The following is an 11,856-nucleotide window of genomic DNA, read 5'->3' on the forward strand; positions in this document are numbered from 1 at the left end:
AGACCCGTCTTCAGGCACGCCCGGTGCGACGCCCGGCCCGGTCGGCAACCGCGCTGCAGAGGATGGCCTTCAACTGCCGGACGGCCGAGGCATCGGTGCGCAGCATCTCGCGTGCGGCAAAACTCAGGTCGACCAGCTGCTGGTCGTGTTCGACGAATCGTGCCGAGCAGGAGGCATGCAGTTCCACAACGGCAAGCCGCGCGAGAAGGGCAGGCGCGGTTGCCGGGCGAACGCCGGAGCCCGGCATGATCGCGATCCGGGTGCCCGCCTGCTCGAAGAGCCCGGCCAGCGTCTCCACGCCTTCGAGCGCGGTGGGTTTTCCGCCGGAAGTCAGGATACGGGAAAAGCCAAGTTCGACCGCCTGTTCCAGAGCCTCCGCCTTGTCAGGCGTCACATCGAAAGCGCGGTGGAGCGTGCGGTCCAGCCCGTCGGCATGACGGCAGAGCGTCGCGAGTGTCGCCATGTCCAGTCTGCCGTCGGCAAGGCTGGCGCCGATCACTACGCCGGCAAGCCCGGCGGCCCGGGCAGCGTCGATGTCCGCCTTCATGATCTCCACCTCCTCGGGCGAGAAGACGAAGCTTCCGGCGCGCGGCCGGATCATGGCGAACACCGGAATCGGTTGGCGCCCAGCAAGCGTCATGAAGCCGCGCGACGGGGTCAGGCCGCCGACCGATAGCGCCGAACAGAGCTCGATGCGGTCGCCGCCGCCTTCGATGGCCGAAAACAGCCCTTCGGCGTTGTCGACGCAGATTTCGAGGATCGGATCGTTGTGCATGCTGTGACAGCCTCCCGCTGACCTTCCCGCTGCTGTTCTCATACGGTTCTTCGCCGGGTGCCGTCCAGCACCAGAAGCAGCGCGATGCCGGCGCTGCCGACCAACGCTCCGAGGATCGCCACAAGGCCATAGCTGCCGATGGCCGTGCCGACGGCGAAGATGACGGCGCTGAGGCCGGCGCTGAGGAAGATGTTGACGGCGATCAGCGAGCTTCCGAGACCAGGCCGGTCGGCAATCAGGTCCTGCAGATAGGTGATCGGCAGGCTGATAATGGCGGCTGCCGCGATGCCGCTGAGGATGGTCTGGGCGTAGACGTGCCAGGTGGTGCTGACAAACCCCTGGAGCAGCAGATAGAGCGCGTAGAGACCGGCTCCGATGGCCAGCGCCCGCACCGCGGTCAGCCAGCGCTCGGCGCGTCCCCAGACGATGATGAAGATGATCTCCAGCAGTGCGACGATACCGATGATGATGCCGACATCGCCCACCGTGCCGCCCGCCTGGCCGGTGACGATCAGTGGTAGGATGGCATCGTTGATGTGCAGCATCGAGCAGATCAGCGCGATGGCCAGGATCCGCAGCATCACGCGCGTCTCGAAGACCTCGCGGAGCGATGCGAGAAACCGGTAGCGCTCCTCGGTCCGCCGCTCAGGCTGGACCTGCGGCTTCGGAAACTGGAAGGCCGCCAGCAGGAAGCAGGCAATCGCCGCGATCGTCGCCACCAGATAGGCCGGCAGTATCGAGGAGGCGCCTGCCAGCATGACGCCGACGATCCCCGGCATCAGCACCCAGGATAGTGACAGGGTGGCGCGCATCGTCGAGTTGATGGCGATCAGTCGTGCGGCCGTCTGGCCCGTCGAGCTTGCCCGGATATAGGCGAAGATCAGCGAGTTCAGCGCCCCGTAGATCGGCAGCAGGATCAGCTTCGAGGCGACGAAGGCGGGCACGCTGGCGGCCAGGTAGACGAGACCGAAGCCCGCCACGCCGAACAGGCTGATATAGAGGATCGATGTCCGGTAGTCGCCCATCCGGTCAGCGAGAATGCCCATCAGCACGCTCGCCGTGACGTTGATGGCGGCGGCCGAAAACATCAGGACTGCGTAGCCGCTGTCACTGAGGCCAAGCTCCTGGATGCCGATGATAGACTGGTACGGCGACGTTGCCGCACCAGTCGTGCCGAAGAAGAAGATGGCGAGCGCGCTTGCGCGCAGCGCCGGATCCTTCAGCGTATTGCGCAGGCTGACACTCATCTGAGGCTCCGCCCGACCGAGCGGCGCAATGCGTCAAGCATCATGCCCTGTCCGCCCAACGGCTCGAGAGCTTCGCGTCCGCCTGGTACTCGAAATCCTTCTGGAACGGGTAGCTCGGCTGCCTGCGGCGGTTGTTCGACAGGCGCTCGATATCCTGGTTGATGACGCCGTCGGTCAGCGCCATCAGGCTGGGACTGGCAAGCGGGCTGAGCTCCGGGGAGAGGTAGCCGGATTTGACCACCAGCAGTCGGACAGACGCGGGGTCGATGCCGTGGCGGGTAAAGTCAGCGATGTTGTGATACGGCCTGCGACGGGCCGCAAGGATCAGCGTGATGCCGCCGATCTTGACCACCGCCTGCCGTTCGGCCGCATTGCCCGGGTCGTCAAGGCTCAGAACCTGGGCTTGTGTTTCCACCGAAGGGCTGTTCGGATCCAGAGATCCGCCGATCTTCAGCGTCAGTGCGGAGCCGACACCGGCGGCAAAGCAGGCCTCGACCGCGGGCCTGTCGGTGATGCCGCCGATCACCGCGCCGTCGAATTGGCGCTCGATCAGAGCCTTCAGCACATCGGCACGATCACCGACGCCGCCGCCGGTTGGGTTGTCACCGGAATCGGCCAGGATGATTGGCCGGGTTTCGGCCTTTTCGGCGATGTCCAGAACTTCGGCGAGCGGCGCGGTCACCGGGCCGAAACGGAAGGCTTCCCGTGCGTTCCAGTAGGACATGGCGATTGCTTCGGCCGCCTGTTTCGCAGCCGTCTTGTCGGTCGCGGTCACCACGGCGCAGGCCGTGCCGCGCGGCTCGTCCGCCCAGACATAGCCAACCATCAGGTTGGCGTCCCAGACACCGGCCACCTTGTCGTGCTCCGGCAGTTTCGCGTAGAGCCCGTCAGCCGGTGCGTCTTCGGTGGAGGTCCGCTCACCCGGCAGCAGCACGGGCACCGGCGCCCAGGCAACACCCGGCCTCTCGCCGGTCCTGATCGTCTTCAGCAGCATCGACCAGGCGCGGATCATCGTGTCGCGCACGTCGATATGCGGCGCGGTCCGGTACGCGGCGAAGATGTCGAGCTGGTCGACGATCCTCTGGGTCACATTGCCATGTAGGTCGTAGCTTGCTGCGATCGGCAGGTCCGGGCCGACGACTTCGCGGGCCGCCGAGATCCAGTCGCCTTCGGCGTCATCCATGCCCTCAACATTCATCGCCCCGTGCATCGCGAGATAGAGGCCGTCGAGCGGCAGGCTGGCCCGCAGCAGGTCGAGAAACTCGGCCTTGAAAGCCTCGTAGGTGTGGCGTGCCAGCGGGCCGCCCGGCACCGCCCTGGCATGCAGGAGCGGCAGGTGCTCGACGCCATCGGCATCGAGGAAGTTGAAATACTCGGCGCCAAGGAGATCAGCGCCGCGCAGGACGCGGAAATCCTCCGGCTGCATCAGCACAGGTGAGGAGGTCGAGCATTCGGTATGGATGCCGCCGACGGCAATGCGAAACGTCATGAAAATCTCCTGGAGCGTCGAATGGTCAAAGCTTTGGCATCAGCGGAGCGATGGCAGCAAAACGCAGCCAGTCCTTGTTGTCCTTCGGCGTCCAGGCGGCCTCGGCAATCGCGCCGAGCCTCGGGAAGACCAGATGGTTGAAATAGTCGCGGTTGAGGAAATGCTCCGACCAGATGCAGGCCTGTACGCCGCGCATGCGCGACTTCAGCTCCTCGGGAAACTCTCCGACCGCCTCATAGGTGTAGGTGTGCTTCGGCGGCACGGTGCCGGCCCAGCTGGCACCCGGCTCCTGGAAAGCCTCGTCCTGCACCATGTCGAGATAGTAGGCCTGGCCGGGCGTCATCACCACGTCGTAACCGAGCTTTGCCAGCTCGACGCCGACCTCCGGCTTCTGCCAGGCCATCAGCAGCGTGCCCTCAGGATCGACGCCACCGCCATGGCTAACCTCATCCCAGCCGGCGACCTGACGGCCGCGCTCGGCCAGCATCTTCTGAATGCGCTTCATGAAATGGCTCTGCAGGCCGAAAGTGCCATCGAGGCCTTCGTCCTCCATCAGCTTGCGGGCAAGCGGCGAGGCCATCCAGGTATTGGCCGCCACCTCGTCGCCGCCGATATGGAGGAGCTTGGAGGGAAACAGCTCAACCATCTCGTCGAAAACCTTGCCGAGGAAGGTGTAGGTCTCCTCGATCGCCGGGTTCAGCGCATTGTTGGGGAAACCCTGCACCGAACGGTAGCTGTCTGGTGCTTCCTGGCCGTCGGTCAGGTCCGGGAGCGCCGCAAGCGTCGCCGTGCTGTGGCCGGGAATGTCGATTTCCGGCACCACCTCGACATGCAGCGCGCCGGCATGGGCGACGATCGCCCTCACGTCGTCCTGGCTGTAGAAGCCGCCGACAGGCTCGGCGCCATTGCCGAGTTGCGGAAGCATCGGCTCGTCCGGTCCGCGGAGTACCCCAGTTGTCGTCAGCTGCGGATAGGCCTTGATCTCCAGCCGCCAGGCTTCGTCGTCGGTCAGGTGCCAGTGGAAGATGTTGAGCCGCATCCACGCCATGATGTCGATGAGGCGGATGACGTCGGCCGTCGGATAAAACTGCCGCGAGACATCGAGATGGCACCCCCGCCAGCCGTAGCGCGGCTGGTCGCTGATTGTGCCGGATGCTGGAAACTTGAACGTGCCGGGCTGGGTGCGCGCCCCGTGCAGAAGCTGCGCCAGCGCCGTCAGAGCATACTGGCGACCGGCCGGACCACCAGAGGTGAGCGTGATCTCCTCGGCAAACTCCAGCCGGTAGGCTTCGGCGCCGAGCCCGGTGTCGTTGGCGAACCGGATCGCCTGGCCCTCGTGCACGGTTGCCAGCGCAAACGGCTGCTGGCCGATCTCGAACAGCCGGCGGTAGAGGCCGCCGACCACCTGCATCGCCCGTCGGTCCTCGACGCTTGCACCTTCCAGCGGGTAAAGCGCCACGGGTACAATGTCGCCGGCTTCAAGTGCCGCATCGGCAGGCCAGGGCAGCAGCGAGAAAGGCTGCTTCGCCTCGCCCGCGGGCATCAGCACGGGCGCCGGTTCGGCAGGCCGGCCCGACAACAGCGTGTCGTCCACGGCAACCGGGACATGGCGTCCATCGGAAAGCGTCAGGTAGGCGGATTTCGCCCCGTCGGTGCGATGGCGGGCCGGCCGCCAGAGCGGCGCCACGGTAAAGCGCCAACTGTCGCCGGGCTGCAGCGTCAGGCCTGCCGGCGGCTGGTACTGGTGGAAATTGGCATTGCGACGCAGGAAGGTGGCATTCTCGCAATGCGGCTCTTCGGAATCCTTGATTCGGGTGAGCGAGGTATAGGCCAGCTTGAAGCCGGACAGCGACGCGTCTGAAAGATTGATCAGCGTGAAGACGAAGCGCCCGCAGGGGTCTCCGTCGACCGGCTCCCAGGCATTCTCAAGACGATACTCTGCATTGGCCATGATGGTTCCCCTTCCGGCTCTTTATGATCGATGATTCAATAGTGATCGGACTGTGAAAACGTGTGGGCGAGTTCGGCCTGTCCGGCGGTGAGACCGCAGTCGACTGGCAGGCAGACGCCGGTGATCGCGGCCGCCTGATCTCCGGCGAGGAAATGCACCGCATTGGCAACGTCATCAGCGGTGGCGATACGGCGCAGCGCGTACCAGCGCTTGACCTCTTCGAACACCTGCGGGTTCGCCGCCGCGCGGGCCTCCCAGGCCTGCGTGCGCACGGTGCCCGGCGCCACGGCATTGGCGCGGATACCAAATTTTCCGTATTCGACGGCGACCAGCTTGGTGAAGTGGATCAGGCCGGCCTTGGCGGCGCTGTAGGCCGGGTGGCCGAACACGGCCATGCCGTTGACGGAGGCGATGTTGACGAGGGCGCCCCGGCTTTCCTTCAGCGGTTCCTCCAGCGCCCGGAAGGTAAGGAAGGCGGCCTCAAGATTGAGCGCCAGATCCTGCCGCCAAATCGACGCATCGGTATCGTGCAGCGAGACGGCGCGCGCTGCGCCGGCATTGTTGACCAGCGTCTTGACCTGTCCGGCCTCAGCGAGCACCCGCGCCATTGCGGCAAGGCTCTGCTCGTCGGTCACGTCGCAGACCACGGGCAGAAAGCGGTCGCCACCGCCGAGATGATCGATCGCGGCGGAGACGGCTGCAGCGTCGATATCCAGAAGTGCCACGCGATCGTGGCCCTCCGCCAGGCGCCGGGCGATCGCCCGGCCGATATCGCCGGCAGCACCTGTCACCACGGCTAGGGAGCGGGTCATGCTCTAGTCTCCGAGAACCTGCCGGTCGTCACTGTCTCGGTGCTCGACCAGCTGCTGCTTGATATGGCGAAGGGTAACGGTGGAAAGCTTGCGGTTGCGATAGGCGACGAGGCTCGCGACGATGTCGATGACCGCGAGAAACGCGAACCGCGTCGAGGTCGGGCGGTAGATATTGTCGCCCTCGGGGATGTCGATGCCGATCACCAACTCGGCGGCCTCAGCCACCGGGGTGCCGCTCTGCGTCAGCGCGATGGTGCTGATGCCGTTCTCGCGCGCCAGTGCGAAGCAGCGAGCGAGATCCTCGTTGCGGCCGGAAAACGACGAGCCGACGATCACGTCGTTGGTCTGCGCGGCGGCCGTCAGCATCAGCTGCATGTTATGGTCGTTGCTGGCGGTCACGCGCGAACCGAGCCGGAAAAGCCGGTTCTGCAGCTCGCTGGCGATCATCGAGGAATTGCCGCCGGAGCCGAAAGCATAGATCATGTCGCCCCGCGACAGCCGGTCCGCGACCTTGTCCAGCACGGCAGGGTCCAGCGTCCGGTGGATCATGAACAGCGCGTTCTGCGCCTTGGTGATGACGTCTTCCGCCACGTCGACGGGTGCCGTGCTCTTGGCTTCCGGATTGAGATAGCGCACGCCGACGAAGGCAGTCTTCGCCAGCCTCACCTTGAAATCCGAAAAGCTCTGGCAGCCAAGGCGGCGGCAGAAGCGGGTGACGGTCGGCGGCGAGACTTCGGCGCGTTCGGCAAGTTCGATGATCGACGCGTTGACGGCGAAATCGAACTGATCGAGCAGGATGTCGGCGATGCGCTGCTCGGAGGGCGAGAACTGGCTCCGGTCTTCCTGGATCTTCTCGAAAATATCCATGCGCCCTCCCAAAAAGCCCGGATCAGCTTTTCGGCTTGTAGGCGATGCAGTCTATTTCCACCTTGCAATCGACCATCATCGACGCCTGCACGCAGGCACGCGCCGGCGGGTGCTCGCCGAAATAGCCCTGGTAGATCTTGTTGAACGTCCAAAAATCGCGCGGATCGTCCAGCCAGACGCCGCAGCGCACCACGTGCTCCAGCCCGTAGCCGGCCTCTTCCAGAATGGCGATGACATTGGCGATCGTCTTGTGGGTCTGCTCAACGATCCCGCCATTGATGATCTCGCCGTCTTCCATGGCCACCTGGCCAGAGACATGCAGCCATCCATCGGCTTCCACGGCGCGGGCGAAGGGCAGTCGCTGGCCACCGGCACCGGCCTTTTCGGCTCCGTAACGCTTGATCGACATTCCGCCTCTCTTGCAAATTATTTTCTTTGTTCGTTGACACTGGACCATATCGAGTGAATTTTGACCAGAGTTTTTCAGGCTGGATGAAAAGAATTTAGACAGGTGGCCCTCGATGCGTGATCCTTTTCAAAATCCGTTCCCCGATAGCGACAGCGCACGCCGGTCCATCTGGGAGATGCTCGTGCCGCGCGACATCGACGCTTTTCTGTCTGCCGACTGGTCGATGGTCGCCGCCGATTTCGTCGAGGACGGATTCATCGGCATCTCCGGCAACCGCGACGCCAACCCGGACAAATGGAGCCTTGCCTTCCCAAATCTCGCCGCCTACCGGGCCGAATGGCTGCGACAGGCGGAGGATTTCGCCGGCCAGACCTATGGCGAGGATCCGCGCGCCGCGATCTTCACGACCACCACGCTGGAAGAGATCGAGATCGAAGGCGAGACGGCGCTGGTGCGCAAGAAATTCGACGGCGGCATCAAGAAGGCCGACGGCACGCTCGACGTCATGGCCTGGCAGACGCTCTACTATTGCCGACTGCACGAAGACCGCTGGAAGATCTCCGGCTTCACCGGCTACCTGCCCAACCCGATGGGGTAAGCCGACGGACGAGGGGTTCGACAGTGCCTCTCGACGCCGGACCCGGCACGGCCAGCCCCAATCCAAGCCGGCGTTCCGACCACACTTCGTCCCACAGAAAGCCGCTCTCCGTGCGCATCTTCACCGCCGCCCTCGCCACCGAAACCAACACCTTCTCGCCGATCTGCGTCGACCGCCGGGCGTTTGAGGAATCCCTCTACGCACGGCCCGGCCAGCATCCCGAGACGCCGACACTCTGCACGGCGCCGATTACCGTCGGCCGCAAGGTCTGTCGGGATAAGGGCTGGACGCTGATCGAGGGCACCGCCGCCTGGGCCGATCCCGCCGGCCTCATCAACCGCAAGACCTACGAGGACCTGCGCGACGAGATCCTCGGCCAGTTACAGGCCGCCATGCCGGTCGATGCCGTCGTGCTCGGCCTTCACGGCGCCATGGTCGCCGATGGCTACATTGATCCGGAGGGTGATTTCCTCACCCGCATCCGCGGCATCATCGGGCCGGACATCCTGCTCTGCGCCGAGCTTGACCCGCACAGCCACCTCACCGAGAAACGCGTTGCAGCTGTGGACTTCTTCGTCGTCTTCAAGGAATTTCCGCACACCGACTTCGTCGATCGCGCCGAGGACCTCTGGAAGATCGCCGTGGACACGCTGGAAGGCCGGGTAAAGCCGGCCATGTCGGTCTTCGACTGCCGGATGATCGATGTGTTTCCGACGTCGCGCGAGCCGATGCGATCGTTCGTCGACAAACTGATCGAGATCGAGGCAAGCGACCCGGACGTGTTGTCGCTGTCGGTGATCCATGGTTTCATGGCCGGCGACGTGCCGGAACTCGGCACGAAGACCATCGCCATCACCGACGCCAGGCCGGAAAAGGGCCAGGCGCTTGCCCGCGCGCTCGGCATGGAGCTCTTTGCCAAGCGCGGCACCTTCATGATGCCGTGGATGGACGAGAAGCAGGCGGTTCGCCTGGCGCTCGCCGCAACGTCCGGGCCGGTGGTGATTGCCGACATGTGGGACAATCCCGGCGGCGGCACGGCCGGCGACGCGACGGTTGTTCTGGAGGAGCTGCTGGCGCAGGGTGCGACGGATGTGGCGATCGGCATGATCTGGGATCCGATTGCCGTGCAGATCTGCATGGCAGCCGGCGAGGGGGCCGAGATCCCGCTGCGCTTCGGCGCCAAATCGGCGCCCGGCACCGGCAATCCGGTCGATGGGCTGGTGAAGGTGGTGAAGGTCCAGCCTTCGGCCGAGATGCGCTTCGGCGACAGCATCGCGCCGTTCGGCGACGCTGCGCACATTCATCTTGCCGGCATCGACATCGTGCTGAGTTCGGTGCGCGTGCAGAGCTATGATCCATCGCTATTCACCGCGCTCGGCATCGACCCGACGCAAAAGCGCATCCTGGTCATCAAGTCGACCAACCATTTCTATGCGGCGTTTTCGAAGATCGCCGCCGAGATCCTTTACTGCTCCGCCGGTTCGCCCTATCCCAACAACCCGGCGACCAACCCCTATCGGCGGGTGCGCCGCGACATCTGGCCGATCATGGCCGATCCGCACGGCACGGAGGCCGCCTGACATGGATACCGGACAGCGATCGTTCCCGAGCGACCTGCCGATTGCCCGGCCCGGAGACGACATCTTGTCACTCTCGACGCCGCTGCCGCTGATCGACGAGGATCGACTTGCGGCAAACATCGCCCGCGTCCAATCCTACATGGACGCGCATCACCTGAACTTCAGGCCGCACATCAAGACGCACAAGCTGCCGGCCGTCGCCCGTCAGCAGGTGGAGGCCGGCGCGCGCGGCATCAACTGCCAGAAGATCACTGAGGCGGAAGTGTTTGCCGCCGAGGGCTTCGACGATATCCTTATCACCTTCAACATCGTCGGGCCCGAAAAGCTGGAGCGGCTGGTGGCGCTGAACGCTACTATCTCCGGCCTCAAGGTCGTCGCAGACAGCTTTGCGACCGTCGACGGCCTCTCCGCCCGCTTCGCCGGCGAAAAGCCGCTTACTGTGCTGGTCGAATGCGACACCGGCGCCGGTCGCTGCGGCGTCCAGACACCGGACGCAGCGGCTGATCTCGCCCGGCGGATCGCAGCCAGTGCCGGTCTCGTGTTCGGCGGGCTGGTGACCTATCCGAAAGCGCGTTCGGAGGAGGCGACGGAAGCGTTCCTCGCGGCCACCATCGCCATGCTTGCCGAAACCGGCATTGCCTGCCCCATCGTTTCCAACGGTGGCACGCCCAGCCTGTTCTCCGGCCATCTCGTACCGTCGGCCACGGAACACCGGGCCGGCACATATGTCTACAACGACCGGGCCATGGCGCGCGCCGGGCATTGCACCCTCGACGACTGCGCCATGCATATTCTGGCGACCGTCGTCTCGCGCCCGACGCCCGACCGCGCCGTGCTCGATGCCGGGTCCAAGGCTCTGAGCTCGGACCTGCTCGGCCTCAGCGACTACGGCCATGTGGTCGAGTATCCCGATGCGGTGATCACGGGGCTCTCCGAGGAGCATGCCGTCGTCGACCTGTCGAAGGTGGCAGGTGACCGGCCGCAGATCGGCGACAAGCTGCGCATCGTTCCGAACCACACCTGCGTCGTCACCAACCTGTTCGACGCCATGACCTTCCACCGTAACGGCGTCGTGACCCGGGTCGAGCGGATCGAGGCGCGCGGACGGGTCTGGTAGCTCCGCGTCCGGGCAACTGGCCGTGCGGTTTCACGATGGATGTCTCGATCTGCGATCACCCGACGTCAGCGTTGAGGGCGGGGCGGCCCTGGCCATCCCGCCCTCCCACGCATGTTATCGTTCGTGAGTGTCAGATGCCGAGGCCACCGGCAACATTGATGGTCTCGCCGTTGATGTAGCCGGCATCGGGACCGGCGACGAAGCAGACGGTTGCCGCGACCTCCTCAAGCGTCGCGATACGACGGATCGGATGCAGGTCGAGGATCGCGTCGAGGTTCGGCAGTTCGCCGGCGACCTCTGCGGCCATGTCCGTCGGCATGATGCCCGGTTGCACCACGTTGACGGTAATGTTGCGGGGTCCCAGGTCGCGGGCAATGCCCTTGGCGTAGCCGACAAGCGCCCACTTGGTTCCGGCGTAATCGGCGACGCACGGGAAAGGCACGTAGGAGCCGAGCCCCGAGCCGATGAAGATGATCCGTCCACCGTCGGTCAGCTTCGGCGCCGCCGCCCGCGTGTTGGCGATCGAACCGAGGACGTTGACCTGCCATTGACGATTGTAATCCTCGCCATCAAGCGTCGGATCGTCGACGCGCTTGCCCTGAATGGCGATGCCCGCATTGTTGACGAGAATATCGAGCCTGCCGAATTCCGCCATCACGCGATCGATCAGCGGGGTCGCCGACGAGAGATCCGACTGGTCGCTCTGAACGGCGATGGCTCTCGCGCCTTTTGCTTTCAGTTTCTCGACAATCGCCCGGGCTTTGTCCGCCGAGGCCGCGTAGCTGATCGCAACGTCCGCACCCCGATCCGCGAAGGCTTCGGCGATCGCAGCACCTAGCCCGCGCGAGCCGCCGGTCACCAGCACTGCTTTTCCCTTGAAGATGGCTGTCATGAATTTGTCCCTCGGTGTTCGCGCGCTTGCTCGACGCGTTGGAATTAACGTAACGGATGTTACTATAACGATCGGTATGAAATTTGACAGTGCCCGTCAAGCCGTTTAATAATGAGCGT

At 64.7% G+C, this 11,856-nt stretch carries 11 protein-coding genes; 3 read left to right on the forward strand and 8 right to left on the reverse strand.

The window, feature by feature from the left end; translation table 11 throughout:
• Positions 1-10 precede the first annotated feature (10 nt).
• The 7 genes from ACR65N_RS08620 to ACR65N_RS08650 are packed head-to-tail and all read right to left on the reverse strand — an operon-like array spanning position 11 to position 7,550.
• Positions 11-775: a copper homeostasis protein CutC gene (locus tag ACR65N_RS08620; RefSeq protein WP_440456634.1), complete on the reverse strand. Its 765-nt coding sequence runs from the start codon at positions 773-775 to the stop codon at positions 11-13.
• A gap of 38 nt (positions 776-813) precedes the next feature.
• A complete protein-coding gene (locus ACR65N_RS08625; RefSeq protein ID WP_440456635.1) occupies positions 814-2,022 on the reverse strand; it encodes an MFS transporter in 1,209 nt (402 codons plus the stop codon).
• Positions 2,023-2,062: 40 nt separating this feature from the next.
• Positions 2,063-3,511, reverse strand: coding sequence for a M81 family metallopeptidase (locus ACR65N_RS08630; RefSeq protein ID WP_440456636.1), 1,449 nt, complete (start codon positions 3,509-3,511; stop codon positions 2,063-2,065).
• A gap of 25 nt (positions 3,512-3,536) precedes the next feature.
• Positions 3,537-5,462, reverse strand: coding sequence for a beta-N-acetylhexosaminidase (locus tag ACR65N_RS08635; RefSeq protein WP_440456637.1), 1,926 nt, complete (start codon positions 5,460-5,462; stop codon positions 3,537-3,539).
• A gap of 35 nt (positions 5,463-5,497) precedes the next feature.
• Entirely contained in the window at positions 5,498-6,274 is a 777-nt protein-coding gene (locus ACR65N_RS08640; protein WP_440456638.1) for an SDR family oxidoreductase, read from the reverse strand.
• 3 nt (positions 6,275-6,277) lie between these two features.
• On the reverse strand, positions 6,278-7,141 hold the full coding sequence (locus tag ACR65N_RS08645; RefSeq protein WP_440456639.1) for a MurR/RpiR family transcriptional regulator: 864 nt from the start codon (positions 7,139-7,141) through the stop codon (positions 6,278-6,280).
• Positions 7,142-7,163: 22 nt separating this feature from the next.
• On the reverse strand, positions 7,164-7,550 hold the full coding sequence (locus ACR65N_RS08650; RefSeq protein ID WP_430307128.1) for a RidA family protein: 387 nt from the start codon (positions 7,548-7,550) through the stop codon (positions 7,164-7,166).
• A 112-nt stretch (positions 7,551-7,662) separates the two neighbouring features.
• On the opposite strand from ACR65N_RS08650, the gene ACR65N_RS08655 reads away from it, so the two are divergent.
• The 3 genes from ACR65N_RS08655 to ACR65N_RS08665 all read left to right on the forward strand — a co-directional run bounded on the left by ACR65N_RS08655 (position 7,663) and on the right by ACR65N_RS08665 (position 10,845).
• A complete protein-coding gene (locus ACR65N_RS08655; protein ID WP_440456640.1) occupies positions 7,663-8,148 on the forward strand; it encodes a hypothetical protein in 486 nt (161 codons plus the stop codon).
• A 110-nt stretch (positions 8,149-8,258) separates the two neighbouring features.
• A complete protein-coding gene (locus ACR65N_RS08660; protein ID WP_440456641.1) occupies positions 8,259-9,728 on the forward strand; it encodes a M81 family metallopeptidase in 1,470 nt (489 codons plus the stop codon).
• A 1-nt stretch (position 9,729) separates the two neighbouring features.
• Positions 9,730-10,845 (forward strand): D-TA family PLP-dependent enzyme, encoded by a 1,116-nt coding sequence (locus ACR65N_RS08665; RefSeq protein ID WP_440456642.1) that lies wholly within the window; start codon positions 9,730-9,732, stop codon positions 10,843-10,845.
• Positions 10,846-10,975: 130 nt separating this feature from the next.
• Here the strand turns inward: ACR65N_RS08665 and ACR65N_RS08670 are convergent, their stop codons facing one another.
• On the reverse strand, positions 10,976-11,737 hold the full coding sequence (locus ACR65N_RS08670) for an SDR family NAD(P)-dependent oxidoreductase (RefSeq protein WP_440456643.1): 762 nt from the start codon (positions 11,735-11,737) through the stop codon (positions 10,976-10,978).
• Positions 11,738-11,856: the final 119 nt, after the last annotated feature.

Source organism: Rhizobium sp. SAFR-030, from assembly GCF_059415005.1.

Bases quoted from the DNA above. Each gene is read 5' to 3' on its own strand.
- ACR65N_RS08620 (WP_440456634.1), bottom strand. From the start codon at position 775: ATGCACAACGATCCGATCCTCGAAATCTGCGTCGACAACGCCGAAGGG.
- ACR65N_RS08625 (WP_440456635.1), bottom strand. From the start codon at position 2,022: ATGAGTGTCAGCCTGCGCAATACGCTGAAGGATCCGGCGCTGCGCGCA.
- ACR65N_RS08630 (WP_440456636.1), bottom strand. From the start codon at position 3,511: ATGACGTTTCGCATTGCCGTCGGCGGCATCCATACCGAATGCTCGACC.
- ACR65N_RS08635 (WP_440456637.1), bottom strand. From the start codon at position 5,462: ATGGCCAATGCAGAGTATCGTCTTGAGAATGCCTGGGAGCCGGTCGAC.
- ACR65N_RS08640 (WP_440456638.1), bottom strand. From the start codon at position 6,274: ATGACCCGCTCCCTAGCCGTGGTGACAGGTGCTGCCGGCGATATCGGC.
- ACR65N_RS08645 (WP_440456639.1), bottom strand. From the start codon at position 7,141: ATGGATATTTTCGAGAAGATCCAGGAAGACCGGAGCCAGTTCTCGCCC.
- ACR65N_RS08650 (WP_430307128.1), bottom strand. From the start codon at position 7,550: ATGTCGATCAAGCGTTACGGAGCCGAAAAGGCCGGTGCCGGTGGCCAG.
- ACR65N_RS08655 (WP_440456640.1), top strand. From the start codon at position 7,663: ATGCGTGATCCTTTTCAAAATCCGTTCCCCGATAGCGACAGCGCACGC.
- ACR65N_RS08665 (WP_440456642.1), top strand. From the start codon at position 9,730: ATGGATACCGGACAGCGATCGTTCCCGAGCGACCTGCCGATTGCCCGG.
- ACR65N_RS08670 (WP_440456643.1), bottom strand. From the start codon at position 11,737: ATGACAGCCATCTTCAAGGGAAAAGCAGTGCTGGTGACCGGCGGCTCG.